Annotated in this window: 22 protein-coding genes; 8 read left to right on the plus strand and 14 right to left on the minus strand. The window is 66.8% G+C overall.

Annotated features, from left to right (window positions below; all coding sequences use genetic code 11):
• Nucleotides 1-33: 33 nt before the first annotated feature.
• The 3 genes from AB1281_RS12210 to lpdA all read left to right on the plus strand — a co-directional run bounded on the left by AB1281_RS12210 (nucleotide 34) and on the right by lpdA (nucleotide 5,608).
• Nucleotides 34-2,865: a 2-oxoglutarate dehydrogenase E1 component gene (locus AB1281_RS12210; RefSeq protein ID WP_075677345.1), complete on the plus strand. Its 2,832-nt coding sequence runs from the start codon at nucleotides 34-36 to the stop codon at nucleotides 2,863-2,865.
• 40 nt (nucleotides 2,866-2,905) lie between these two features.
• Nucleotides 2,906-4,108, plus strand: a complete 1,203-nt coding sequence (gene sucB, locus AB1281_RS12215) for a dihydrolipoyllysine-residue succinyltransferase (RefSeq protein WP_014037775.1) — start codon at nucleotides 2,906-2,908, stop codon at nucleotides 4,106-4,108.
• A gap of 63 nt (nucleotides 4,109-4,171) precedes the next feature.
• The gene (gene lpdA / locus AB1281_RS12220; protein ID WP_008264626.1) at nucleotides 4,172-5,608 is read left to right on the plus strand and encodes a dihydrolipoyl dehydrogenase; all 1,437 of its coding nucleotides are present in this window, start codon (nucleotides 4,172-4,174) and stop codon (nucleotides 5,606-5,608) included.
• A gap of 139 nt (nucleotides 5,609-5,747) precedes the next feature.
• On the opposite strand, the gene AB1281_RS12225 is transcribed toward lpdA, so the two are convergent.
• Nucleotides 5,748-6,644: a LysR family transcriptional regulator gene (locus AB1281_RS12225; RefSeq protein WP_233490792.1), complete on the minus strand. Its 897-nt coding sequence runs from the start codon at nucleotides 6,642-6,644 to the stop codon at nucleotides 5,748-5,750.
• A gap of 123 nt (nucleotides 6,645-6,767) precedes the next feature.
• Between AB1281_RS12225 and gstA the strand changes: the two genes are divergently transcribed.
• Nucleotides 6,768-7,370: a glutathione transferase GstA gene (gstA, locus tag AB1281_RS12230; RefSeq protein ID WP_430346045.1), complete on the plus strand. Its 603-nt coding sequence runs from the start codon at nucleotides 6,768-6,770 to the stop codon at nucleotides 7,368-7,370.
• A gap of 25 nt (nucleotides 7,371-7,395) precedes the next feature.
• Here the strand turns inward: gstA and AB1281_RS12235 are convergent, their stop codons facing one another.
• The 11 genes from AB1281_RS12235 to AB1281_RS12285 form a co-directional block, all read right to left on the minus strand.
• Complete coding sequence (locus AB1281_RS12235) at nucleotides 7,396-7,644, minus strand: hypothetical protein (protein ID WP_075677337.1); 249 nt, start codon at nucleotides 7,642-7,644, stop codon at nucleotides 7,396-7,398.
• Nucleotides 7,641-7,853 (minus strand): hypothetical protein, encoded by a 213-nt coding sequence (locus AB1281_RS12240; protein ID WP_430346046.1) that lies wholly within the window; start codon nucleotides 7,851-7,853, stop codon nucleotides 7,641-7,643. The genes AB1281_RS12235 and AB1281_RS12240 overlap by 4 nt, the downstream gene beginning before the upstream one ends.
• Before the next feature lie 169 nt (nucleotides 7,854-8,022).
• Nucleotides 8,023-9,612 (minus strand): alkaline phosphatase D family protein, encoded by a 1,590-nt coding sequence (locus tag AB1281_RS12245; RefSeq protein WP_430346047.1) that lies wholly within the window; start codon nucleotides 9,610-9,612, stop codon nucleotides 8,023-8,025.
• Entirely contained in the window at nucleotides 9,612-11,849 is a 2,238-nt protein-coding gene (locus AB1281_RS12250; protein WP_430346048.1) for a TonB-dependent receptor family protein, read from the minus strand. Before AB1281_RS12250 ends, AB1281_RS12245 begins: the two co-directional genes overlap by 1 nt.
• A gap of 174 nt (nucleotides 11,850-12,023) precedes the next feature.
• Nucleotides 12,024-13,454, minus strand: a complete 1,431-nt coding sequence (locus tag AB1281_RS12255; protein ID WP_075677331.1) for a replicative DNA helicase — start codon at nucleotides 13,452-13,454, stop codon at nucleotides 12,024-12,026.
• Nucleotides 13,455-13,801: 347 nt separating this feature from the next.
• Nucleotides 13,802-14,362: an NADPH-dependent FMN reductase gene (locus AB1281_RS12260; RefSeq protein ID WP_430346049.1), complete on the minus strand. Its 561-nt coding sequence runs from the start codon at nucleotides 14,360-14,362 to the stop codon at nucleotides 13,802-13,804.
• A 66-nt stretch (nucleotides 14,363-14,428) separates the two neighbouring features.
• On the minus strand, nucleotides 14,429-16,372 hold the full coding sequence (asnB, locus tag AB1281_RS12265) for an asparagine synthase (glutamine-hydrolyzing) (protein WP_430346050.1): 1,944 nt from the start codon (nucleotides 16,370-16,372) through the stop codon (nucleotides 14,429-14,431).
• A 3-nt stretch (nucleotides 16,373-16,375) separates the two neighbouring features.
• Complete coding sequence (locus AB1281_RS12270) at nucleotides 16,376-18,655, minus strand: thiamine pyrophosphate-dependent enzyme (RefSeq protein ID WP_430346051.1); 2,280 nt, start codon at nucleotides 18,653-18,655, stop codon at nucleotides 16,376-16,378.
• Nucleotides 18,656-18,733: 78 nt separating this feature from the next.
• On the minus strand, nucleotides 18,734-19,390 hold the full coding sequence (locus AB1281_RS12275) for a glutathione S-transferase family protein (RefSeq protein WP_075677379.1): 657 nt from the start codon (nucleotides 19,388-19,390) through the stop codon (nucleotides 18,734-18,736).
• 176 nt (nucleotides 19,391-19,566) lie between these two features.
• Nucleotides 19,567-20,109 carry a GNAT family N-acetyltransferase gene (locus AB1281_RS12280; protein ID WP_430346052.1) on the minus strand — a complete coding sequence of 181 codons (543 nt, stop codon included), beginning with the start codon at nucleotides 20,107-20,109 and terminating at the stop codon, nucleotides 19,567-19,569.
• A 126-nt stretch (nucleotides 20,110-20,235) separates the two neighbouring features.
• On the minus strand, nucleotides 20,236-21,081 hold the full coding sequence (locus AB1281_RS12285; protein WP_430346053.1) for a glycine zipper 2TM domain-containing protein: 846 nt from the start codon (nucleotides 21,079-21,081) through the stop codon (nucleotides 20,236-20,238).
• Nucleotides 21,082-21,244: 163 nt separating this feature from the next.
• On the opposite strand from AB1281_RS12285, the gene AB1281_RS12290 reads away from it, so the two are divergent.
• A complete protein-coding gene (locus AB1281_RS12290) occupies nucleotides 21,245-21,460 on the plus strand; it encodes a DUF6116 family protein (protein WP_014037787.1) in 216 nt (71 codons plus the stop codon).
• Nucleotides 21,457-22,230, plus strand: a complete 774-nt coding sequence (locus AB1281_RS12295; RefSeq protein ID WP_430346054.1) for a TatD family hydrolase — start codon at nucleotides 21,457-21,459, stop codon at nucleotides 22,228-22,230. Before AB1281_RS12290 ends, AB1281_RS12295 begins: the two co-directional genes overlap by 4 nt.
• Nucleotides 22,231-22,307: 77 nt before the next feature.
• Here AB1281_RS12295 and AB1281_RS12300 read toward each other — a convergent pair whose 3' ends face one another.
• Nucleotides 22,308-23,135, minus strand: coding sequence for a tRNA threonylcarbamoyladenosine dehydratase (locus AB1281_RS12300; RefSeq protein WP_033835434.1), 828 nt, complete (start codon nucleotides 23,133-23,135; stop codon nucleotides 22,308-22,310).
• 79 nt (nucleotides 23,136-23,214) lie between these two features.
• Here AB1281_RS12300 and AB1281_RS12305 point away from each other — a divergent pair, with 79 nt between their 5' ends.
• Nucleotides 23,215-23,649 carry a hypothetical protein gene (locus AB1281_RS12305; protein WP_430346055.1) on the plus strand — a complete coding sequence of 145 codons (435 nt, stop codon included), beginning with the start codon at nucleotides 23,215-23,217 and terminating at the stop codon, nucleotides 23,647-23,649.
• Between the two features lie 136 nt (nucleotides 23,650-23,785).
• A complete protein-coding gene (locus AB1281_RS12310) occupies nucleotides 23,786-24,280 on the plus strand; it encodes a glycine zipper 2TM domain-containing protein (protein WP_005410289.1) in 495 nt (164 codons plus the stop codon).
• Between the two features lie 72 nt (nucleotides 24,281-24,352).
• On the opposite strand, the gene AB1281_RS12315 is transcribed toward AB1281_RS12310, so the two are convergent.
• Nucleotides 24,353-24,562, minus strand: coding sequence for a cold-shock protein (locus AB1281_RS12315; protein WP_014037792.1), 210 nt, complete (start codon nucleotides 24,560-24,562; stop codon nucleotides 24,353-24,355).
• Nucleotides 24,563-24,726: the final 164 nt, after the last annotated feature.

A 24,726-nucleotide genomic window follows, 5' to 3' on the forward strand; every position in this document is an offset into this window, starting at 1 on the left:
CATACCCCACAAAGCGAATCAACACCCTCCATCGTGGACAATCAACTGAAGCAGTTTGCGCAATCTTCGCAACTCGCCGGCGGCAACGCCTCCTATGTCGAGGACCTGTACGAGCAGTACCTGGTCTCCCCGGATAGTGTCGATCCCAAATGGAAAACCTACTTCGACGGCTTCAAGGGCCGCGAAGCAGGTGACATTCCGCACTCGGCCGTCATCTCCCACATCGCGGACGCGGCCAAGGATGCGCTGAAAGCCGGCACCGGTAACGGTGCGGGCGACGAGCGTGAGCGCAATGTCGGTCGTCTGATCACCGCCTACCGCTCGCGCGGCCACCTGGACGCCCGCCTCGATCCGCTGGGTCTGGCCGCGCCGGTCAACACCCCGGACCTGGGCCTGCCGTTCCACAGCCTGTCCGATGGCGACCTCAACAGCGAGTTCAGCACCGGCGGCGTCGGCGGCCAGCCGCGCATGAAGCTGCGCGACCTGCTGGCGCGCCTGAAGGCGACCTACACCGGCTCGATCGGTGCAGAGTTCATGCACATCTCCGAGGTCGAGCAGCGCCAGTGGATCTACAAGAAGCTGGAAGCGGCCGGTGGCAACTACCAGCTGGACGCTGACACCCAGCGCCGCACCCTGGAGCGCCTGACCGCGGCCGAAGGCCTGGAGCGCTACCTGCACACCAAGTACGTCGGCCAGAAGCGCTTCTCGCTTGAAGGCGGCGACTCGCTGATCCCGATGATGGACACCATCATCCGCAGTGCCGGCAAGGATGGCGTCAAGGACGTGGTGATCGGCATGGCCCACCGCGGCCGCCTGAACGTGCTGGTCAACACCCTGGGCAAGAACCCGCGCAAGCTGTTCGACGAATTCGAAGGCAAGTTCGAGCACGACGAGCACGCGTCGGCCGGTGACGTGAAGTACCACATGGGCTTCTCCGCCGACGTCGCCACCGATGGCGGCCCGGTGCACCTGGCGCTGGCGTTCAACCCGTCGCACCTGGAAATCGCCGACCCGGTCGTGGCCGGTTCCGTGCGTTCGCGCCAGGAGCGCCGCAAGGACACCGCACGCAAGCAGGTCATGCCGATCCTGATCCACGGCGACGCGGCCTTCTCCGGCCAGGGCGTGGTCATGGAACTGTTCCAGATGTCGCAGGCCCGCGGCTTCGCCGTCGGCGGCACCGTGCACATCGTGGTCAACAACCAGGTCGGCTTCACCACCTCCAACCCGCTGGATACGCGTTCCACGCGCTATGCCACCGACGTGGCGAAGATGATCGCCGCACCGGTGCTGCACGTGAACGGCGATGATCCGGAAGCGGTGGTGTTCGCCGCACAGCTGGCCTTCGAGTTCCGCCAGACGTTCGCCAAGGACGTGGTCATCGACCTGATGTGCTACCGCCGTTGGGGCCACAACGAGGCCGACGAACCGGCGATCACCCAGCCGCTGATGTACCAGGTGATCCGCAAGCACGCCACCACCCGCGAGATGTACGCCGAGCAGCTGGAAAAGGCGGGCGTGATCGCCGCCGGCGCCGGCAAGGCGATGGTCGATGCCTACCGCGAGAAGCTGGACGCCGGTGAAGTGACCACCGAGCTGGCCAAGGTCGAGAAGACCCCGCCGACCAGCCCGCTGTTCGTCGATTGGCCGAAGCTGCTGGAAGGCAAGCTGTCCGACCCGGTCTCGACCAAGGTCGAGAAGAACAAGCTGGTCGAGCTGGCCAAGCTGATCAACACCATTCCGGACGAAGTGCAGCTGCACTCGCGCGTGGCCAAGGTCTACGACGACCGCCGCAAGATGGCCGCCGGCGAGATCCCGGGCGACTGGGGCTTTGCCGAGAACCTGGCCTACGCCACCCTGCTCGACGAAGGCCATGCACTGCGCCTGGTCGGCCAGGACGTGGGCCGCGGTACGTTCACGCACCGCCACGCGATCCTGCACGACCAGAAGACCGACAACTACTACATGCCGCTGCGGCAGCTGGTGGATTCGCCGGAGAAGGCCACCGTCATCGATTCGCTGCTGAGCGAAGAAGCGGTGATGGCCTACGAGTACGGTTTCTCCACCACCGATCCGAACACGCTGTGCATCTGGGAAGGCCAGTTCGGCGACTTCGCCAACGGCGCCCAGGTGGTGATCGACCAGTTCATCGCCGCCGGTGAAGCCAAGTGGGGCCGCATCTCCGGCCTGACCCTGCTGCTGCCGCATGGCTATGAAGGCCAAGGCCCGGAACACAGCTCGGCGCGCCTGGAGCGCTTCCTGCAGCTGTGCGCGCTGGAGAACATGCTGGTGGTGGTGCCGTCGACCCCGGCACAGGCCTTCCACATGCTGCGCCGCCAGCTGCACCTGACCACCCGCAAGCCGCTGGTGGTGATGTCGCCGAAGTCGCTGCTGCGCCACAAGCTGGCCGTGTCGACCCTGGACGAACTGGCCAACGGCGAGTTCCAGCACCTGATCGGCGACGCCAACGCGGACGCCAAGAAGGTCAAGCGCGTGGTGCTGTGCTCGGGCAAGGTCTACTACGACCTGCTGGAAGACCAGACCAAGCGTGGCCAGGACGACGTGGCGATCATCCGCGTGGAGCAGCTGTACCCGTTCCCGCGTGCGCTGCTGGCTGCCGAACTGAAGAAGTACGGCAAGGCCACCGACGTGGTGTGGACGCAGGAAGAACCGCAGAACCAGGGTGCGTGGTACCAGATCCGCCACCACCTGCAGTTCTGCCTGGCCGATGGCCAGAACCTGCACTACGCCGGTCGCGCACGTTCGGCTTCGCCGGCTGCCGGTCACATGGCTGACCACGTCCGCGAACAGCAGCAGCTGGTCGCCGATGCACTGGTCAACCCGTTCAACGACACGTTCGCTGAATAATCCTCCCCCTATTTAGAAGACAAACCAGGAAGCTCCCGCAATGGCCACCGAAGTCAAAGCCCCGGTACTGCCCGAATCCGTCGCCGACGGCACCATCGCCACCTGGCACAAGAAGGTGGGCGACGCCGTCAAGCGCGACGAAAACCTGCTTGACCTGGAAACCGACAAGGTCGTCCTGGAAGTGCCGTCGCCGGTCGACGGCGTGCTCAAGGAAATCAAGTTCGCCGAAGGCTCGACCGTGACCTCCAGCCAGGTCGTGGCGATCATCGAGGAAGGCGCCGTCGCTGCTGCCCCGGCCCCGGCCGCTGAAGCCGCTCCGGCTGCCGCTGCTGCCCCGGCCGCCGCGGCTCCGGCCGCTGCCGCTGCTCCGGCCCCGGCTGCCAAGTCGGCCGCCGACGCGCTGCCGCCGGGCGCCCGCTTCACCGCCATCACCGAAGGCGTGAACCCGGCCGACGTCGACGGCACCGGCCGTCGCGGCGCGGTGACCAAGGAAGACATCGTCAACTTCGCCCGCAACGGCGGCGCCGGCAAGGCCGGTGGCGCACGTCCGGAAGAACGCGTGCCGATGACCCGCATCCGCAAGCGCATCGCCGAGCGCCTGATGGAGTCGAAGAACTCCACCGCCATGCTGACCACCTTCAACGAAGTCGACCTGTCCAAGGTCTCGGCGGCGCGCAAGGAACTGCAGGACGAGTTCGTCAAGGCTCACGGCATCAAGCTGGGCTTCATGAGCTTCTTCGTGAAGGCCGCTGCCAACGCGCTGCAGCGCTTCCCGCTGGTCAACGCCTCGATCGACGGCGACGACATCATCTACCACGGCTACTCGGACATCTCGATCGCCGTGTCGACCGAGAAGGGCCTGGTCACGCCGGTGCTGCGCAACGTCGAGCGCATGTCGTTCGCCGACATCGAGAAGACCATCGCCGACTACGCCAAGAAGGCTCGTGACGGCAAGCTGAGCCTGGAAGAACTGCAGGGCGGCACCTTCACCGTGACCAACGGCGGCACCTTCGGTTCGCTGCTGTCGACCCCGATCATCAACCCGCCGCAGAGCGCCATCCTGGGCATGCACGCCATCAAGGAGCGTCCGATCGCCCAGAACGGCCAGGTCGTGATCGCGCCGATGATGTACCTGGCGCTGTCGTACGACCACCGCATCATCGACGGCAAGGACTCGGTGCAGTTCCTGGTGGACATCAAGAACCAGCTGGAAAACCCGGGCCGCATGCTGTTCGGCCTGTAAGAAACCTCCCGCCCCTCCGCGCCTGCGCGGAGGGGTTCTGGTAATGCATCAAGGAATAATTCAATGGCTGAACAATTCGACGTCGTCGTCATCGGTGCCGGCCCGGCCGGTTACCACGCTGCCATCCGCGCGGCCCAGCTGGGCCTGAAGACCGCCTGCATCGACGCAGCGCTGGGCAAGGACGGCAAGCCGGCGCTGGGCGGCACCTGCCTGCGCGTGGGCTGCATCCCGTCCAAGGCGCTGCTGGATTCCTCGCGCCAGTTCTGGAACATGGGCCACATCTTTGGCGACCACGGCATCAGCTTCAAGGATGCCAAGATCGACGTCGAGGCGATGGTTGGCCGCAAGGACAAGATCGTCAAGCAGTTCACCGGCGGCATCGGCATGCTGTTCAAGGCCAACAAGGTCGCCGCCTACTACGGCTTTGGCGAACTGCAGCCGGGCAACGTGGTCAAGGTCACCCAGCATGACGGTTCCATCGTCGAGCTGAAGGGCACCAACGTCATCATCGCCGCCGGTTCGGATTCGATCGAACTGCCGTTCGCCAAGTTCGACGGCGAGACCATCGTCGACAACGTCGGCGGCCTGGACTTCACCGAAGTGCCGAACCGCCTGGCGGTGATCGGCGCCGGCGTGATCGGCCTGGAACTGGGCAGCGTGTGGAAGCGCCTGGGCGCTGAAGTCACCATCCTGGAAGCACTGCCGGAGTTCCTGGCCGTGGCCGACGCCGAAGTGGCCAAGACCGCTGCCAAGGAATTCAAGAAGCAGGGCCTGGACATCCGCCTCGGCGCCAAGGTCTCCAAGACCGAGATCACCGGCAAGGGCAAGAAGAAGGAAGTCGTTGTCACCTACACCGACAGCGAAGGCGAAAAGACCCTGACCGTGGACAAGCTGCTGGTGGCCGTTGGCCGTCGCGCCGCCACCAAGGGCCTGCTGGCCGAAGGCACCGGCGTCAAGATCAACGAGCGCGGCCAGATCGAAGTCGACGCGCACTGCCACACCGGCGTCAACGGCGTGTGGGCGGTCGGCGACTGCGTGCGCGGCCCGATGCTGGCGCACAAGGGCTTCGAGGAAGGCATCGCGGTGGCTGAGCTGATCGCCGGCCTGCCGGGCCACGTCAACTTCGACACCATCCCGTGGGTCATCTACACCGAGCCGGAACTGGCCTGGGTCGGCAAGACCGAAGCGCAGCTGAAGGCCGAAGGTATTCCGTACAAGGCTGGCAGCTTCCCGTTCGCCGCCAACGGCCGTGCCGTGGCGATGATCGAGCCGGCAGGCTTCGTGAAGATCCTGGCCCATGCCGAAACCGATCGCATCCTCGGCATGCACCTGGTCGGCGCCAACGTCTCCGAGCTGGTGCACGAAGGCGTGCTGACCATGGAATTCAGCGGCTCGGCCGATGACCTGGCCCGCATCTGCCACGCCCACCCGTCGCTGTCGGAAGTGATCCACGACGCGGCGATGGCGGTCAGCAAGCGCGCCATCCACAAGGCGAACTGATCTGCATCATGGTAGGTGCCGACCGTTGGTCGGCACGCGCCTGCAAACGAAAAACCCCGCCTCGGCGGGGTTTTTTGTTGCCCGCAACCCTGCCGGGAAGCTGGCGCCCCCACGCTCGGGCTCCCCGCCGGTAGCGGGCTCACGCTGATCCAGACGCACTGCCCGCAACGGCCGTGGCCAGCTCCTGCATGAAGACCTGCGTTGCACGCGATGCGCGACCCGCCGGCGAACAGACCAGGCCAAACAATCGACGGATGGCCGGCTTCACCGGCAGCACGCGCAGGCCGTGGAGATCGTCCGGCAACGTCGATTCCGGCACCAGCGAGACGCCCAGTCCCTCGCGCGCCAGCACGCACGCGCTGGCCCAGTCGCGCACGGTCACCCGTACGTCGCTCAGCTGTAGACCAGCGTCCGCCATCAGGCGCTGACCGTTCACCGCACAGCCCCCTGTTGCGAGGATGAAGGGTTCGCCCGCCAGCTCGCTCAAGGCCACCCCGCTTTCCGTGGCGCGACGCCCCAGCGGATGCGCCTGCGGCAGCACCGCCATCCACCCATCGCTGCCCAGCATCAACGGGACGCGATCGGCAGCGGGGTTCATCACCACGCCGGCATCGACCGTGCCCGATTCGAGCCAGCGCTCGACCTCCTCGTCCGTACCCTCCACGATCACCACCTCGATGCCCGGGTGGCGGCGCTGGAAATCCCGCAGCAGCGCTGGCAGCACGCTGGAAACGAGTGACGGGAAGGTCGCCAGACGGATGCGTGCGCCACTGAACCCCTGGCTGTCATCGGCCAGCGCACGGATCGCCTGCAGGCCGCCCAGCATGATGCGTGCGTGTTCGATCACCCGCTGCCCGAGCGCGGTGATCTCCACCTGGCGCCGCTCGCGCACGAACACCGCAAACCCCAGGGAGGACTCCAGCTGGGCCAGAGCCTGGCTGGCACCGGACTGGCTGATGCCGACCCGGTCAGCGCCACGCGAGATGGTTCCCTCGTCGGCCACCGCAACCAGCAGGCGCCAGTGGGCAAGATTCATCATGACAGGCAGTAGCCCAGCTTATGGAAGGAAAATCGAAGATTGATTTTACCGGATACAGCTCGCACAGCAGACTGCCTCGTACCGGCTGACCCGGCCGTCCTTTCTCCCTCGAGACCGTCCATGAAGCTGTACTACGCGCCCTACACCTGCTCGCTGTCGCCCCATATCGTGCTGCGTGAGCTTGGCCTGCCCTTCGAGCTGGTCAAGGTCGACAACACCACCAAGCAGACCGCGGATGGCCGCGATTTCCGCACCATCAACCGCAAAGGCTATGTCGCGGCGCTGGAACTGGATGACGGGCAGGTGCTGACCGAAGGCCCGGCCATCGTCCAGTACCTGGCCGACCTGAAACCCGGATGCGCGCTGGCCCCACCCGTCGGCAGCTGGGAGCGGGTACGACTGCAGGAATGGCTGAACTTCGTGACCAGCGAGATCCACGCCGGCTCGGCGCCGCTGTTCAACGCCGATCTGCCGGAAGCGGCCAAGGCCTTCTTCCGGCAGAAGCTGTTCAAGCGTTTCGACCTGCTGCAGGAGACGTTGGCAACGCAGGACTTCCTCATGGGACCAGACTTCAGCGTCGCCGATGCCTATCTTTTCACGGTGCTTGGCTGGTGCCGCTTCTTCTCCATCGATCTGGCGGCGTGGCCGGCGCTGCCTGCCTATGTCCGCAGGATCAACGCGCGACCGGCCGTGCAGGCGGCGTTGCGCGCAGAGGCAGCGTGATGTAGAGCCGAGCACAGGCTCGGCGCTACACCTTTCCGGCTGGCTTCTTCGGTGGATCCTCACAGACCCTGTGCTGCACAACCGTATCGCCGACCTTCCATTCCTTCGCGACCCTGCAGCGCTCCTTGGCCTTCTGCACAGAGACCGCTGCAGCGTTCGCCTCGTCAGCCGCGGCGGTCTGCTGGCGTTCCAGCCACACCGAGGGCGGCGCTGGAGGCGCGGCCAGTACCGGCCCCGCAAGCAGGACCAGACCGACCAGCAGCACCGTCCTCATGCAGCCACCGCCCGGTCACCGAGCAGGCGTGCCGGCAGCATGAACAGCGCGCGCAGGAAGGCGAACAGCGCCGAGAAAGTGATGCCGACCAGGCGGAACGGCAGGCTCAGCAGCCACACGAACGGCCACGCGATCAGGGCGAGAATCGCCAGCGGCCAGCACAGCACGAACAGCAGGCACCACACACCGAGCGCGAACAGGGTCTTCATCACGGTCTCCTTGGGGCGGCACCCTGCCGCCTGCGGACACCTTGGCGCCCCACCCTGGCCGCCCGCAAACGGTTTGCGACGAAACCCGGGCTGGGAGCGATGAAACCGATGGTGGGGAAACCGGAGATTCAGGAGGTTGCCGGCCAGCGGCCGGCACAACCGCAGGGATTTACACCGGGACCGCGCCCGGACGGCCGTGGGTCACCTGGAAACGCGCCGCGGTGCGCACCGCAGCGTCCGCACGCAGCACACTGTCGGCGAAGCGCAGTTCCGCATCCACGGTCTGCCGGTTCAGCTGGAGCTTCCACCAGCCACGGCGGTCACCGTCGAAATAGCGGATATGCGGGTTCTGCGGAATCGACGGCCCGTAGTACGGCCCGTAGGGCGTGTCGTCGCCGCCACTGCTGATCGCCGGAGCGATGAATTCGGTGGCTACGACCGGCGCACTGGCCGCGTCGAAATCCAGCTTCAGGTCGTTGACGAAGGTGGAATGCCAGTCGCCGCCCAGCACGATGGCATTGCCCTGCCCGCCTGCCTGCATCGCCTGCAGCAGCCGGTTACGTGCGGCGGGATAGCCATCCCAGGCGTCATTCCAGAAGCGCTCGCGTGGCGTGCCGCCGTCCAGCCGCAGCTGCGCCATCAGCAACTGCTGCACCACCACGTTCCAGCGCGTGCCCTGCGCGGCCGCCATCGACTGCGCGAACCACGCCTCCTGGCCCGTGCCGAGCATGCTCATGCGCGGGTCCAGTGCAGCATCACAGCGTGGCGACTCGCCCACGCCACAGGGATTGGCCGGGCGGAACTGGCGGCAATCGAGCAGGGTCAGCTGTGCCAGATCGCCGTAACGCAGGCGCCGATGCACGCGCAGGCCGCCGTTGCCCGCAGGTGTGCTGCGCATCGGCAGATGCTCGTAGAACGCGCGGTAGGCGGCGGCGCGGCGGATGATGAAGTCCTCCGTTGATACGCCGGGTTTTTCCGGGTGGATGCCGGAGTAATCATTCTGTACTTCATGGTCGTCCCAGATCACCGCGAACGCGTGTGCGGCGTGCGCGGCCTGAAGATCCGGATCGAGTTTGTAAAGCGCGTACTGGTCACGGTAGCGCTCCAGGCTGACGGTCTCGCCACTGAAGCGCTCGGCATCCAGCGTAAGACCACGCGCGTTCTGCAGCGGGCTGTACTCGTACAGGTAGTCACCGGCATGCAGCACCAGGTCGACATCACTCTTCGCGATATCGCGCAGGACCGGGTAGTAGCCACTGTTCCAGGCCTGGCAGGTGCACAGGGCCAGCCGCAGCTGCTGCAGCGGCGTGTCCAGCAGCGGCGCGGTGCGGAAGTGGCCGACCGCGCTTTCCTCATCGCCGTCGCAGGCAAAACGGTAGTAGTAGTCGCGGCCTGGGCGCAGGCCGTTGACCTCCACGTGCACCGAGTGGGCCAGCTCGGGCACCGCGGCCGCAGTCCCCCGCTGCACCAGCCGGCGCATGCCGGGGTCTTCGGCCACGAACCAGCGCACCGGCACCGCCCGCGACGGCATGCCGCCGCCGTTGAGCGGGTCCGGCGCCAGCCGCGTCCACAACACGGCCCCCTGTGGATCCGGATCACCGGCGGCGACACCGAGGGTGAACGGATCACGCCCCAGCCGCGGCCGTGGGCCGGCCGTGGCCAGCCCCGGCATCGCCGCCAGCGCGATCGCCGCCCCCGTGCCCTGCCACGCCATGCGCAGCAGGCGACGACGGCGTTCCGGATCGACAGGCCCGCGCATCAGAAGCGCACGGTTGCGGTAGCCATCACCTGGCGCGGCGCACCGACCTGCATGGTCGCCAGGCTGCGGGTCGGGTCGGCGGCGTAGGTGCCGTTGGTGTTGATCGAGGACAGGTAGCGCTTGTCGGTCAGGTTGGTCAGGTTCAACGCCACGGTCAGGTTCTGCGCCGGGCCGAGCTTGCCGAAGTCATAGGCCACCGAAGCGTTGACCAGCCAGTAGCTCGGCACCGACACATCGTTGGTGTAGGTCACGTAGCGCTTGCCCACGTGGTTGGCCGACAGGCGCATGTCCCACGGGCCCGGGGTCCAGGCCAGGGTGCTGGCGAACATCCATTCCGGGGTGTCGACGGTCTTCTTGCCGCGGGTCGGCACCACGCCGTTGTTCACGTAGTCGTTGTCGTAGGTGCTGTCATTCCAGGACAGTGCGTTGGACCACGACAGGTCCTGCATCGGCTTCAGCTGCAGCGTCGCCTCGGCGCCACGGCTGGTCACCGACCCCACGTTGGAGAACAGCGCCGGGCAACCGAGGATGCCCACGCACTGTGCGATCGCCAGCAGGCGGTTGTCGAACTTGACGTCGTACACCGCAACCGAGGCTTCATAGCCACGGCCGTAGCCACGCCAACCCAGCTCGATCGTGCGCGACTGTTCCGGCTTCAGGTTCTGCGCGCTGGCATCGAAGGCGGCCTGCGGCACGTTGAACGGACTGCCCACGCCCAGCGCATAGGCCGCGATGTTCTTGGCGAACGAACCGAAGATCTCGTTGCCTTCGTTGAGCTTGAAGTTGAAGCCGGCCTGCGGCAGGAAGCCCTTCTTCGAGGTCAGGCTGCTGTTGTTGGCATAGCTGCCCAGCGGCGTGCGCACGCTGGTGCGGGTGTGCGGCGACTTCGCACCGATGTCGATGGTCAGCCGGTCATCGAACAGGCGGAAGCGGTCCTGCACGTAGAACTGGCGGGTGATGGTCGTGTAGCGCTGGTGCCACACGCGCTGGTCCGGGTTGCGCAGGAAGAAGTCGTCGGTGATCGGGCCGTCGATGTAGTAGAAGTTGCGCTGCACGCTGTGGCCGTTGTCCTCGTACCAGAGACCGGCTTCCAGTTCGTGGCCACCAACGTTCCAGGTGAACGCCGAGGTCACGCCGGTACGGTCGATCGCGTACTCGGTGGTGCGGATCGAGATCGGAATCTCGCGGCTGGTGCCCGGGTTGGACGGATTGGACGGGCTGAACCAGTGGCCCTGGCCACGGTTGCTGTGGTTGTAGACATTGACCTTCAACCGCATCGACTCGTTCAGGCCGAAATCGCCGGCGATGCTGGACAGGTCGTCATTGCGCAGGCCGTGGCCGGAGTAGTACGCATCCCACGGGCTGTTGACGCCGCCGCTGAATTTCCCACGTGCCGCGGCGACGGCGCGATCCCAGTCCGGCGCGTAGTTGTCCCAGTCCCAGCCAAGGCGATCGATCATCTCCAGCGACAGGTCCTGGTAGTCCGCCTCGACACGGCGCGAAGCGTTGAACAGCGCGGTGATCCTGCTGTCCGTTCCGAAGTTGTAGGTGGCCTTGCCGTTGAACTGCTTCAGCTCCTGCGAACCCTTGCCCTTCCACTTGTCGCCTTCCGAATACACGCCGGACAGGTAGGCAGCAAAGCCCTGGTGCTCACCGGTCTCCAGGCGCGCATAGCTGCGTCGCGCACTGTCACTGCCGAAGCCCTGCGCCAGCACCACGCCGTACTCGGTGGACGGATCGATCGAATAGAACTGGAACACGCCACCGAGGTTGCTGGTGGACGGCGTGCCCAGCGCGCCGATGCCGGTGGACACCTCGGCACCGCCCAGGTTCTCGCTGATCACCGCACGGCTGATGTGCAGGCCGTTGCTGTTGCCATAGGCCATGTTGCCCAGCGGGATGCCATCGAGCGTGTAGCCCAGGCGGTTCTGGTTGAAACCACGCAGGCTGATGGTGGTGGACCATTCGTAGGCGCCGGTGGCATCGGCCGACTCGAAGTGCACGCCCGGCTTGCTGGCCAGCAGCTTCAGCGGGTTGGCACCGGGCGGCAGGATCTTCATGTCCTCGGCGGTCACGCGCTGCACCTGGCGGGCTTCGCCGCGGCCGATCACCGAGATCGAATCGAGGGTGGTCGCCGACTGCGCGTCGGGAGCGGTTTCAGCGGCAGCGAGCGACGGCAGCGAAGCACAGACCAGCAGGGCCAGCAGATTGCGGCGAAGCGGAGCGTGGGACGACATGGAGGCGGATTCCTTGGGCACGCTGGACGCCGAAGGGCGGCGTCGAAGGGCAGCAGCGGCGGAATCGTAGAAGCGGCGCGTTACATGTCATTTACACGCCACATACGGAATTTTTGCGTTCCGAATGGTTTACCGGGCCGAAAGGTGGTTGCCGGCCAGTGGCCGGCATGACCGTTATTCGAACGAGCCGACCGAATCGTGGGCCAGGTTGTCGAAGCGGGTGTACTCGCCGAAGAACTTCAGCTTGCACGAACCGGTCGGGCCACCTCGGTGCTTGCCGATGATGATCTCGGCCAGGCCCTTGTCCGGCGAGTTTTCCTTGTTGTAGTAGTCGTCGCGGTAGATGAACACGATCATGTCCGCATCCTGCTCGATTGCGCCCGACTCGCGAAGGTCGGCCATCACCGGGCGCTTGTCGGTACGCGTTTCCAGCGAGCGGTTGAGCTGTGACAGCGCGATCACCGGCACATTCAGTTCCTTGGCCAGGCCCTTCAGCGAACGCGAGATCTCCGAGATTTCGGTCGCGCGGTTCTCGCTGTTGCCCGGCACGCTCATCAGCTGCAGGTAGTCGATCACGATCAGGCCGAGATCATGCTCGCGCTTGAGGCGGCGGCACTTGGAGCGCAGTACTTCCGGCGACACGCCCGGCGTATCGTCGATGAAGATCTTGGTTTCCTTCAGCATCTTGATCGCGCTGGTGACGCGGCTCCAGTCCTCGTCTTCCAGCTGGCCGGTACGCAGGCGCTGCGCGTTGATGCGGCCATTGGAGGAAATCAGGCGCATCGCCAGCTGCGATGCCGACATTTCCATCGAGAACACCGCCACGCCCTTCTTCGACTTGATCGCCGCGTACTCGGCGATGTTCAGCGCGAAGGTGGTCTTGCCCATTGCCGGGCGCGCCGCGAGGATGATCAGGTCGGTCGGCTGCAGGCCGGCGGTCATCGCATCGAAATCGTTGTAACCGGTCGGCAGGCCGGTGATGTTGCCGCCGTTCTCGAAGCGGTTGCGCAGCTCCTCGAAGGCATCCTTCAGCGCACCAGGCATGGCCACGAAATCGGTACGGCCACGCGCGCCCTGTTCGGCGATGGCGAACACGCTCTTTTCCGCCGAGGCCAGCAGCTCGCTGCTGTCACGCCCTTCGGGCTGGAAACCGTCGTTGACGATGTCGGTGCCGACCTGGATCAGCTGCCGCAGCACCGCCTTGTCACGCACGATCTCGGCGTAGGCCACGATGTTGGCAGCCGACGGCGTGGTACTGGCCAGTTCGATCAGGTAGGCGCCGTCGCCCACCAGTTCCATCTTGCCCTGCGACTCAAACCACTCACCCAGCGTCACCGCATCGAACGGCCGTTCGCGCTCGGACAGCTCGCGGATCGCCCGGTAGATCATCTGGTGATCGCGACGGTAGAAGTCGCCTTCGGTCAGCTGGTCGTTGACCCGGTCATACGCCTCGGGCGCCAGCATCAGGCCACCCAGCACCGCCTGCTCGGCTTCCACCGAATGGGGTGGTACCCGCAACTGGTCGATGCGCGACTCGTCGCGATCGCGATCGAAGCCATCACCGCGCTCTCTGCGGTTGGAACGGAAGCCGGGACGAGCGGACATGCTGCGGTGTTTCCTGCAAAAGTGGGCCAGACGAGTGTAGGCATGCGCCGACCCCGGCGGCCATGGACAAGCCTGTGGATAAGCCGTGGAGAAACGGGGGATATCCGCCGGCGCCTGGCCAGCCTGGCGTGGGGGCGTCGCACTGCCTGCGACAGGCGCCATTGCGGCGCCCGAGCAGAGCATTATCGCAGATCAGGCGACCAGGGTCGGATCCCGTGCAACGTACAGGCTCTGGCCCGCTCAGCTGGACGTGGGATCGGAGCCCGCCACTGCGCGACGGGATCCGACCCCGGGCATGGCTGGGGTCGGATCCCTCTGCGAAGCAGAGGGCGCTGACCCCATCGGCCTCAGTCGCCCTTCACGTGCACCGCGATCAGCGCCAGGAACCGGTCAACGTAGCCCTGCAGGAACTTCTGCGTGCCCTCGTTGTGGATCGTGCCGTCGGCATCGATCAGTCCATCCTTGAAGTGGATGAACGCCTCGGGCTGGCCCAGCACGTGCATGTCCAGGAAGGCCAGGCTGTTGCGCAGGTGCTGCTGGGCCACGGCGGTACCGATCAGGCCGATGGAGGCGCCGATCACCGCCGCCGGCTTGCCGGCAAACGCACTGTCACCGTAGGGGCGCGAGCCGATATCAATGGCGTTCTTGAGCACGCCCGGCACCGACCGGTTGTACTCGGGGGTCACGAACAGCACCGCGTCGGCGGCGCGCACCTGGTCCTTCAGCCGGGTACCCTGCGGCGGATAGTGCGCGTCGAAGTCCTGGTCGTACAGCGGCAGGTCGCCGATCTGCACGTACTGGAAGCGCGCGCGATCGCCGGCGATCTTCTCCAGCGCATGGGCCAGCTTGCGGTTGCAGGAATCCTTGCGCAGGCTGCCGACGAACACGGCGATGGTGGGGACGGACATCGGGACATACTCCTCACGGTGCGGGAGGCCCAGCCTAGTCGCCGGGCCCGTGCAGGCCGGTGAAGATCAACCGCCCGCAACGCCTGCGCGCACCTGCCGCCAATGCGCCTGCCAGGCCTGGAACATCAGCACGTTCCACAGGTGGGTATGCCACTTGCGCTGCCCTCCCAGGAACTGCTGCCAAAACGGCTGCACCGCCGCCGCCGACAGCACGCCCTCACGCTCCAGCCGCGCCGGCTGCAGCAGGTCCTCGGCCCAGGGCCGCAGGTCACCCTTCAGCCAATCGCTGACCGGTGCGCCGAAGCCGCGCTTGGGACGATGCACCATCGAATGCGGCACGTAACGGCCCAGCACGCGCTTGAGCAGCACCTTGCTGGTGGTTTCGCTGCGCTTGAAGCCCAACGGCAACGACCACGCGAACTCGGCCACGCGCCAATCCAGCAGCGGCGCGCGTGCCTCCAGGCTGACCGCCATCGAGGTCCGGTCGACCTTGCACAACAGGTCGTCCGGCAGGTAGGTCACGAAATCGGCCAGCATCATCGCATCGGCCGGCGTACCCGCGCCGTGCAGCGGATCAGCCAGGTCGTAGAAGCTGCCGGCGGCCTGCGCGCCGGGCACCGCCGCGGCCGGGTCGCGCCAGCGCGAGATGCGGTTGCGGTAGACGTCGCCGATGCCACGTGCGCCGGTCTCGGCCAGCAGCGCGGCCAGGCCACCGGTCCGCGAGGCCTCGCCCTGCTGCTGCGCGCGTGCGCCCATCCAGCGCCGCAGCGGCCCCGGCACGCGGCCGAGCATCTGCCAGTTGCGCAGCGCGCGTACATACCGGGTGTAGCCGAAGAACAGCTCATCGCCACCGTCGCCGGACAGCGCCACGGTCACCCCCTGCCGTGCCAGCCGGGCGACCAGCGCGGTCGGCACCTGCGACGCATCGGCAAAAGGCTCATCGAACATCGCCGGCAACTGCGGTACCACCGCCAGCGCATCGGCGCCGCTGACGTACAGCTCGGTGTGATCACAGCCCAGGTGGGCCGCCAGCTCCCTCGCCAGCGGCGCTTCGTCATGCCCCGAGTCGGTGAAGCCGATGCTGAAACTGTGCACCGGCTGCCCGCTCTGCGCCTGCATCAGCGCCGCCACCAGCGATGAATCGGTGCCGCCGGACAGGAATACGCCGACCGGCACATCGGCCACCATGCGCAGCGCCACCGCGTCGCGCAGCAGCGTGTCCAGCTGTTCCTCGGCGTCCTCGATACGGCCCTGGAACGGAGCGGCCAACGCCGCCTGCATGCGCGCGCGCGCATCCCAGTACGGGCGCTGTGCCTGTTCCGGGCGATGTGCTGCGGCACCTGCAGCCACAGCCGCCGCGTCCAGGCGCAGCACGCGGCCCGGCATCAGCTTGTAGCAGCGCTGGTGGATGCTGTGCGGCGCGGGAATGTAGTCGAGCCGCAGCAGCAATGTGAGCGCATCGCGGTCGATGTCGTTGTCGAACGCCGGGTGCTGCCAGAGCGCCTTCAGTTCCGAACCGAACACCAGCGTGTCGCCGGCCCAGCCGTAGTACAGCGGCTTCTTGCCGACGCGGTCGCGGGCCAGCCACAGGCAACGCTCGTGGCGGTCCCACAGCGCGATGGCGAACATGCCGTTGCAGCGCTGCAGGGTGTCTTCCACGCCCCATTGCAGGATCGCCGCCAGCAGTACTTCGGTGTCGGAATGGCCGCGGAAGGCATGCCCCAGCGGCTCCAGTTCCTCGCGCAGGGCGGCGAAATTGTAGACCTCGCCGTTGTAGGCCATCACGTAGCGGCCGTCGGCCGAGGCCATCGGCTGGTGGCCCAGCGGGGACAGGTCGAGGATGCTCAGCCGCCGATGCGCCAGCGCGATGCCCGCCTCGGCATCGACCCAGCTGCCGCCATCATCCGGCCCGCGGTGGTGCAGCGCCTGGCCCATGGCCAGCGCCTGCGCCTGCAGCGCCTCGGCCGACGCCAGCGGCGCCGGCAACAACATTCCCGCCAATCCACACATGCATCAGGGTTCCTGCGCCAGGTCGAGGGCGGCGCCAATCACCGCATTGTCGCTTGGAAGCCCGAACATTGCTGCCCCCGCCAGTGGCGTGTAGGTATCGGCACCACAGACCCGGCGCAACGGCAGATGGCCGAATCCCGCCTCGACCAGCGCGGTGACCACGCCCTCCCCCACCCCGCCACTGTGGCGCCCTTCGTCCAGCACCAGCACCCGCCGAGCGCTGGCAGCCTGGGCGGCGATGAAGCCGGCGTCCAGCGGCACCAGCCAGCGCAGGTCGACCACCCGTACCTGCCAGCCCAGCTGCTGCTCGATCGCCCGTGATGCGCGCAATGCCATCGGCACGCCGTTGCCATAGGTATAGATCACCAGGTCGCCGGCCTCCGGCGCATAGACCCGGCCCTCGCCCGGCACCAGCGCCTGGCCCTGTGCCGGATAGTCGAACAGCCACTGGCCATCACCCGCTTCGTGCAGGTCCTTGCTCATGTACAGCGCGATCGGCTCCAGGAACACCGCCACGCGTCCATCCACCCGCGCCAGTGCGGCCAGCGTGCGCAGCATCATCACCGCATCGTCGCCACGCGACGGGCAGCCCACCACCAGCCCGGGGATGTCGCGCAGCGCGGTGATCGAGTTGTCGTTGTGGAAGTGGCCACCGAAGCCCTTCTGGTAGCCCAGCCCGGCCACCCGCACCAGCATCGGGTTGCGGTACTGGTCGTTGGAGAAGAACTGCAGCGAACACGCTTCGCCGCGCACCTGGTCGATGGCATTGTGCAGGTACGCTAGGTACTGGATCTCCGGAATCGGCAGCATGCCCAGGTTGGCCAGGCCCTGCGCCATGCCCAGGATCATGGTCTCGTCCAGCAGGGTGTTGAACACCCGGCGTGGGCCGAAGCGGCGCAACAGATCCTTGGTGACGGTGTAGACACCGCCCTTCTGCGCGACGTCCTCGCCGAACAACAGGCTCTGCGGATACTTCGCCAGCAGTTCCTGCAGGGCATGGTTGATCTGGATCGCCAGGTGGCGCGGCGCCTGCCGTTCGGGCAGGGCCTCCGCACCGCCATACAGCGCTTCACGCGTCCCGGCGGGCACCTCGCGCCGTGCTTCGGCCTGCACCGCAGCCGGCGTATAGGGCGCAAGCGGCTCCATCACTTCCCGCAGCGACTGCAGCTTCGGGCGTCCTTCGGCATCGGCGGCGGCGGCCATGCAGCGCGCGCGCATCGTCTCGTAGGCCACCTCGATGGCAGCCGCATCCATCCAGCCCGATTCCATCGCGATCTGTGCCGAGCGCAGCAGCGGATCCTGCGCCTCGGCCGCACACAGCTCCGGCAACGCGCGCCATTCCACCTCGAAGTCGGTGCCGGCGTGCCCCATCAGGCGCGTGGTACGCAGATGCAGGAAGGTCGGCCGCCGCGTGCGCCGGCAGTGTTCCACCGCGGCCTGCACCTGGGCGTGTCCGGTGGCCAGGTCCAGACCATCGGCGAAGAAATAGTCGAGCCCCGGCTGGCGGCTGAAGCGTTCGGCGATCCAGCCTTCAGGCGTTTTCACCGAGATGCCCAGGCCATTGTCCTCGCAGACGAACAGGACCGGTGCCGGCAGCTTCTGGTAGGCCGACCACATCGCGGTATTGAACGCGGTCTGCGCGGTGGCATGGTTGGCCGAGGCGTCGCCGAACGAGCACAGCACGATGCTGTCGGCCGGAATCGGCAGTTCGTGGCCCAGCCGCTTGCCACTTTCGATGGCCAGCGCGGTGCCCAGCGCTTTCGGCAGATGCGAGGCGATGGTCGAGGTCTGCGGTAGCACCCACAACGGTTTGCTGCCCCACACCTTGTGGCGCCCCCCGCTGGCCGGGTCATCGGCGCTGGCAGCAAAGGACAGCGCGGCATCGCGCAGCGGGTCGATCCCCGGCACCTGGCGCGAACGCTCGGCCATGAAGGCTCCGGAGCGATAGTGCAGGAATGCCGGGTCGGTATGCCGGCAGGCCCGCGCCAGCAGCGCGTTGCCCTCGTGGCCGGACGAACCGATGGTGTAGAAGACCTTGTTCTGCACGCGCAGCGCGCGCGCCATCAGGTCCAGCTGGCGGCTGGCCAGCTGCGAATCGAACAGCTCGCCAAACGCGGCGGCAGTGAGCGTGCTGCCCGGCAGGATCGGCGCATCCGGCGCCGGGCGCGGGCGCGGGGTGCCGCGCCAGCCACGCACCGCTTCGAGGAAATTGGCGTCGCACACGTCGGCGCGGTTGAGCACGCGCATGCGTGCGGGAATCGGATCTGGAACCACAGCGAACATCGAACACCCTCCGTGTCGTTGCTGCATTCCGCCCGGCGTTGGCCAGGCGCTACCCTGTGGGGGTCACCTTGATGAGAGTCACGCGGCCTCAAAGCGTGCGCGCACCTCGGCGGTCACCGCCGGCATCGGCAGGAAGCGCGGTTGCCCGCGCACCCGTTGCAGCCAGGCACGCACCTCCGGGAATGGCTGCAGGCTGATTCCACCCTCGCCTGCAACGTCGGTGTAGGCGAACAGCGCGATGTCGGCGATGCCGTACCCGCTGCCGGTGAACCATTGCGCTTCACGCAGATGCTGCTCCATCACCGCCAGCGCGGCGGCGGCGCGCTCGTGCAGGCGTGGCAGTTCGGCACGGCGCGGCGACTCAGGCGGGGTCCAGCCGCGGATGAATCGCGCGACCGCCACGCACGGCTCGTGCGTGTACTGCTCGAAGAACATCCAGCTCAGTGCCTGCGCACGCTCCCAGCCATCGGTGGGCAGGTAGGGCGTGCCTTCGGCCAGCCAGAACAGGATCGCGTTGGATTCAGTCAGCACGCGGCCATCGTCGCGGACGATCAGCGGCACCTTCGCATTGGGATTGAGCGCGAGGAACTCAGGGGTGTGGGTCTGGCCATGGGCGCTGTCCACTTCCACCCAGCGGTAGCGGCTGCCGAGCTGCTCGAGCAGCAGGCGGACCTTGTGGCAATTGCCTGACACCGACATGCCGTGCACCGTCAACGGGACGCGCTCTTCCACCATTGCCTGCTCCCTCGGATCCGGCCGGCGGCCGGCTGCGTGCAGTCTGGCAAGCACGCCGGTGAATGCCAAGCGCGGGTGCAGCATGGCTATACCGTGGTGCCGGCCGCTGTACGGCAATCGCATGAATCCTGCTGCAAGGAGATTGCCGGCCAGCGGCCGGCACTACCGGGCAATGTTCAGCGTGTGCGCTGCCGCCACTGTTCGCGCGACTGGCCCCAGATCTGCATGGGCTTGTCGTTGTAAGGCGCCGGCAACTCTCCCATGCGCAGCAGGGTGCTGCCGAGCTTGCGTGCCACGGCCCGCGAGTTGTCGTTGTTCTCGGCGATGGTGTGGATCACCTCGTCCCAGCCCAGCGTATCGAAGGCCCAGTCGATCGCCGCGACCGCCGCCTCCGGCGCATAGCCCCTGCCCCAACTGGCACGGCGGATGCCCCAACCGACCTCGGTACCCGGCCAGTCCTGCGGCTGCCACGGTCCCATCCGCCCGATCCAGTCGCCGCTGGATTTCTCGATCACGCTGAACATCGAGAAGCCGAACAGCTGCCAGGCGCCGGCCAGGCTGCAGAAACCGCGCCAGGCCACCGACGGCGGCTGCACGCCACCGAGAGTGCGCATCGTGTCTTCGTCGGCGCAGAACGCCAGGTACGGTTCGTAGTCCTCGCGCAGCAGCGGGCGCAGGATCAGCCGCTCGGTTTCGATGCGCAGGTCGAAGATGCTCATGCCGGCTCCATGTCGAAGGGGGCATCCATGATGGAGGATTGCTTCCCTGCGCGGATGAACATCGCCAGCCGCAACGAAACGGGCCGGCATGCGCCGGCCCGTCAGGTACTGCGTGCTGCGCCGGGATTACTGGCGCGTGGCTGCGGCAGTGGCACCGGCGGCAGCGGTCTGCGTGACCAGCTGGCCATCGACCACCGGCAGGCGATCGCTGGCCGGCTTGTTGTCCATGCGCACGGTCTTCTCGGCGCCGTCATAGCGGTAGGTCACGTTGTAGCCCTTGACCACATCGGTGTTGCCCATGGCGATGCGGTTGCCCGGCTTGCTGGCCATGCGCATGGTGCCGGTGGTGCCGTCCTCGTTGCGGTAGGTCACGTTGTAGCCGGTGACGCGGCTCGACTCGGAGGTGGCGGTCTCGGTATGGCACTGGCGTTCGGTACGGTTGACCACGCGGCCACCCACATGGCGCTTGTCGATCTGGTTGCCGATGAAGCCGCCGGCGACGGCACCGGCGGCGGTCGCGGCCTTCTTGCCGTTGCCGCCACCAACCTGGTTGCCGAGCAGGCCGCCAACCACAGCGCCGACCACGGTGCCGCCGACGTTGCCATCACGCTCCGGCAGGCGCTCCTGCACCGTCACGTCCTGGCAGACCTCATGCGGGGTCTGGGTGGTGGAGGTCTCGCGCACCGGGTCAGTGCCGATCACGGTAGCGTACGCCTTCTGCTTTTCGGTGATCGGATCGACCTTCAGCACGTCGGCGTACTCCAGGCCGCGCGGCGCGGTCGGGTCGAGCTTGTCACCACGCGCGCCATCGTCGGCGGCATTGCCGTCGACCAGGCGCGATTCACCATTGGGGGTTCCGGCGCTGATGGAATCCGGCGATTTGTCGCCACTCTTCATGAAGGCGGCGGTGGCGATGCCACCGACCAGCAGCGCGCCCGCTGCGACCAGGACAGTTGTAGTTGTGCTTTTCATGACCTGCTCCTTGCGGACCATCCGCAACGTTCTCAGGCCAGATTGCAGCATGCGCTGCCTGAACGGAATCTCCACATTTCCTGCTCATTCCTGTAACCCATTCAGCATCGGGAAATGCTGGGCCCGTGGTAGCGTTTGCATATCCCCCACGAGGATTCACGCCATGGCCAACCCGATGCTGCTGCCGGTACTGCAATGGGCCCGCCGGCTGCGCTACCCGACCCTGTTCAAGCTCACCGCCGGCCTGTTCGTGCTGACGTTGTTCATCCCGGACCCGATTCCGTTCGTCGATGAGCTGGTGCTGGGCTTCGGCACCCTGCTGCTGGCCAACTGGAAGAGCCGCAACGCCATCACGCCCCCGCCGCTGGAACAGCGTTGAGCGTGCTGGTCGACAGCCACTGCCATCTGGACGCCAGCGAGTTCGACCATGACCGCGCCGCCGTGGTCGAGCGTGCGCAGGCGGCTGGGGTGCGCCTTCAGGTGGTACCGGCGGTGACCGCAGCCAGCTGGCCGAAGCTGCGCGAGGTCTGCCGGCAGGCGCCGGGGCTGTACCCGGCCTACGGCCTGCATCCGATGTTCCTGGCCGAGCACCAGCCTGGGCACCTGCCGCTGCTGCGCGAGTGGATCGAACGCGAGCGCCCCTGCGCGATCGGCGAATGCGGCCTGGACTTCTTCGTCGAAGGACTGGATGCCGAGGCTCAGCAGGCGTATTTCATCGGCCAGCTGGAACTGGCCCGTGAATTCGAGCTGCCGGTGATCGTGCACGCGCGACGCGCGGTGGATGCAGTGATCGCCGCCATCCGCCGCATCGGCGGCCTGCGCGGCGTGGTGCACAGCTTTTCCGGCAGCCCCGAACAGGCCGCGCAACTGCACCGGCAGGGCTTCCTGCTGGGTCTCGGCGGTCCGCTGACCTACGACCGCGCGCAACGACTGCAGCGGCTGGTGCGCGAAATGCCGCTGGAACAGCTGCTGCTGGAAACCGACGCGCCGGACCAGCCCGACGCCGGCATCCGCGGCCAGCGCAACGAACCGGCGCGGCTGGCGACCATTGCCCGCCATGTGGCCGCGCTGCGCGGGATGGAACTGGACGCCGTGGCCCAGGCCACGACGGAGAATGCGCGGCGGCTGTTCGCGCTGCCGGCGCTATAGCGGTAGTGCCGGCCGCTGGCCGGCATCTGCGCTGATTCAAGCATTCCGGCGTTGCCGGCCAGCGGCCGGCACTACCATCACGCGTCTGCGTGATCCTCGACCACTTCAGCCTTCACCTTCTTCGGCTCCAGCAGCATCTCCAGCGCCTTGCCGACCGCCGCGAAGGCGAACGCGCCGGTGATGTGGGTTGCTGCGCCGAGGCCGGCGCCGCAGTCCAGCTTCAACGCCGCATCAGCGCCCAGGTTCGGTCGGATGCCGCAGACGCTGCCATCGGCCTGCGGGTACTTCACATTCTCCAGCGAATACACCGCCGGCACGCCGAAATAGCGCTTGGCGTTCTTCGGGAAGTTGAATTCGCTGCGCAGCTTCTTGCGGATCAGCGCCAGCATGGCGTCGTGCTCGGTGCGAGAGACATCGCGGATGCGCACCAGGGTCGGGTCGGTACGGCCACCGGCGGCGCCAACGGTCAGCAACGGCAGCTTGCGGCGGCGGCACCAGGCGATCGTCTCGACCTTGACCCGGAAGCTGTCGCAGGCATCGATCACCAGATCGAACCCCCGGTCCAGCAGCTCGGCCATGTTGGACACGGTCAGGAACGCCTGCACGGCGTCGACCTCGATGTCCGGATTGATCGCCCGGCAGCGCTCGGCCATTGCTTCGGCCTTGTTGCGGCCGTAGTTGCCTTCCATCGCCGGCAGCTGCCGGTTGGTATTGGACACGCAGATATCGTCGGCATCGATCAGGGTCAGGTGGCCGACCGCCGAACGGGCCAGCGCCTCCACCACCCACGAGCCGACGCCGCCCATGCCGACCACCGCCACGCGGCTGCCCTGCAGGCGCTCGAGCGCGCCCACGCCATACAGCCGTTCGATGCCGGCGAAGCGTTGTTTGACCTGTTCGTTCATCGGGCTATTTTAACGTGCAGGTGCCGGCGCCCGCAGTACGCCGGCATCGAACCCACCGTTGCATGCCCGGAGAGCCCGCATGAATGCCAGCCCGCCCCGCCGCCTGTCCTCCGCCCATCGTTACCTGTTCGTGCTCTGCCTGGGCCTGCTGATCGGCCTGATCGCTACGGTGATGGTCAGCCGTGCCCTGCAGGCCCGCCGTGACCCGTTCCCGGACAGCCTCATGCAGGTGATGCAGCGGCAGTCGCAGCTGCTGCAGCAGGCCCAGCAGCAGAACCGCTGCAGCCTGGCCGACAGCGTGCCACGCCTGCAGGCGTTGCGCCTGCTGTCCAATGACCTGGATCTGGCCTTTCCCGGGCTGAGGGACAGTACGCAGTTCCAGCAGCACGCCAGCCAGCTGCGCGGCAACCTCAACACGGCGCTGGCCTCACCGCCAGGCGACTGCAAGGCCCTCGCCCAGGTGGTGGAAACACTGCAGGCGGACTGCCGTGCCTGCCACCAGGACTTCCGCTGAGGCGCATTCATCCTGCAGCCGGGCATCGCGCGCACGGTTGGCGCGTTGTTCACGTTCGAAAGGAGAGGATTCCTCCACCCTGCTGCATGACGCAGTACCACCCAACACACCCGCCTTCACGGCCAGGAGACGCCCCATGAAGATCCAGCTCATCGCCGCCAGCGCCATCGCTACCCTCGCGCTGGCCGGCTGTGCCACCTCGCCCGGTTACGGCGGCGGTGGTTACAACAACGGCTACAACAACGGCGGCTACGGCAACAATGGCGGTTACAACCAGGGCCGCTGCGCCGACTGCGGCATCGTCACCCGCATCAACACCGTGCCCTCGGGCCGCACCGCGCCCAGCGCGACCGGCGCGATCCTCGGCGGCATCGTCGGCGCCGTGGCCGGCCATGAAATCTCCGACCACACCGGTGGCAGCCGTGGCAACAAGAACATCGCCGCCGCTGCAGGCGCGGTCGGTGGCGCCCTGGCCGGCAACCAGATCCAGAAGAATGTCACCAGCGATACCTATGACATCAGCGTGCGCATGGATGATGGCCGTACCATCGTGGTCAACCAGCGCGATCTCGGCGGCATCCGCGAGAACACCTACGTGCGCGTGGTCAATGGCAAGGTCATCCTGCGCTGACCTGCACCGGGCCAACGGCAAAGAAAAAGGCCCGCTTGCGCGGGCCTTTTTCATGCCGACGGGCGGCAGGTATTACACCGGCTGCACCTTGTCAGCCTGCAGGCCCTTCTGGCCCTGCACGACTTCAAAGGTCACCGACTGGCCTTCCTTGAGGCTCTTGAAGCCCTGGGTCTCGATGGCGCGGAAGTGCACGAACACGTCCTCGCCATTCTGCCGGCTGATGAAGCCGAAGCCCTTCGCATCATTGAACCACTTTACGGTACCGGTCTCGCGCTCAGCCATCTCACTAACTCCCTTTGACTCTCTCTTGTTGTTGGAAACGCCCGGTGGGCGGCTGACAAGCAAGGGGGAAGCGAGGTGCATCGATGCAGCGGATCGGAAAGATCTTGCTTCATCAGGCCACGATCCACGGTGACCTTGCCAAGCTCAGCGACTGCAACTTAACC

Source organism: Stenotrophomonas sp. NRRL B-14846, from assembly GCF_050473585.1.
GTDB lineage: Bacteria > Pseudomonadota > Gammaproteobacteria > Xanthomonadales > Xanthomonadaceae > Stenotrophomonas.

Bases quoted from the DNA above. Each gene is read 5' to 3' on its own strand.
- AB1281_RS12285 (WP_430346053.1), bottom strand. From the start codon at position 21,081: ATGAAAAGCACAACTACAACTGTCCTGGTCGCAGCGGGCGCGCTGCTG.
- AB1281_RS12315 (WP_014037792.1), bottom strand. From the start codon at position 24,562: ATGGCTGAGCGCGAGACCGGTACCGTAAAGTGGTTCAATGATGCGAAG.
- AB1281_RS12260 (WP_430346049.1), bottom strand. From the start codon at position 14,362: ATGTCCGTCCCCACCATCGCCGTGTTCGTCGGCAGCCTGCGCAAGGAT.
- AB1281_RS12290 (WP_014037787.1), top strand. From the start codon at position 21,245: ATGGCCAACCCGATGCTGCTGCCGGTACTGCAATGGGCCCGCCGGCTG.
- AB1281_RS12255 (WP_075677331.1), bottom strand. From the start codon at position 13,454: ATGTCCGCTCGTCCCGGCTTCCGTTCCAACCGCAGAGAGCGCGGTGAT.
- AB1281_RS12270 (WP_430346051.1), bottom strand. From the start codon at position 18,655: ATGTTCGCTGTGGTTCCAGATCCGATTCCCGCACGCATGCGCGTGCTC.
- AB1281_RS12250 (WP_430346048.1), bottom strand. From the start codon at position 11,849: ATGTCGTCCCACGCTCCGCTTCGCCGCAATCTGCTGGCCCTGCTGGTC.
- AB1281_RS12225 (WP_233490792.1), bottom strand. From the start codon at position 6,644: ATGAATCTTGCCCACTGGCGCCTGCTGGTTGCGGTGGCCGACGAGGGA.
- AB1281_RS12245 (WP_430346047.1), bottom strand. From the start codon at position 9,612: ATGCGCGGGCCTGTCGATCCGGAACGCCGTCGTCGCCTGCTGCGCATG.
- asnB (WP_430346050.1), bottom strand. From the start codon at position 16,372: ATGTGTGGATTGGCGGGAATGTTGTTGCCGGCGCCGCTGGCGTCGGCC.
- AB1281_RS12310 (WP_005410289.1), top strand. From the start codon at position 23,786: ATGAAGATCCAGCTCATCGCCGCCAGCGCCATCGCTACCCTCGCGCTG.
- lpdA (WP_008264626.1), top strand. From the start codon at position 4,172: ATGGCTGAACAATTCGACGTCGTCGTCATCGGTGCCGGCCCGGCCGGT.
- AB1281_RS12240 (WP_430346046.1), bottom strand. From the start codon at position 7,853: ATGAAGACCCTGTTCGCGCTCGGTGTGTGGTGCCTGCTGTTCGTGCTG.
- AB1281_RS12275 (WP_075677379.1), bottom strand. From the start codon at position 19,390: ATGGTGGAAGAGCGCGTCCCGTTGACGGTGCACGGCATGTCGGTGTCA.
- AB1281_RS12235 (WP_075677337.1), bottom strand. From the start codon at position 7,644: ATGAGGACGGTGCTGCTGGTCGGTCTGGTCCTGCTTGCGGGGCCGGTA.
- AB1281_RS12280 (WP_430346052.1), bottom strand. From the start codon at position 20,109: ATGAGCATCTTCGACCTGCGCATCGAAACCGAGCGGCTGATCCTGCGC.
- AB1281_RS12300 (WP_033835434.1), bottom strand. From the start codon at position 23,135: ATGAACGAACAGGTCAAACAACGCTTCGCCGGCATCGAACGGCTGTAT.
- AB1281_RS12305 (WP_430346055.1), top strand. From the start codon at position 23,215: ATGAATGCCAGCCCGCCCCGCCGCCTGTCCTCCGCCCATCGTTACCTG.
- gstA (WP_430346045.1), top strand. From the start codon at position 6,768: ATGAAGCTGTACTACGCGCCCTACACCTGCTCGCTGTCGCCCCATATC.
- sucB (WP_014037775.1), top strand. From the start codon at position 2,906: ATGGCCACCGAAGTCAAAGCCCCGGTACTGCCCGAATCCGTCGCCGAC.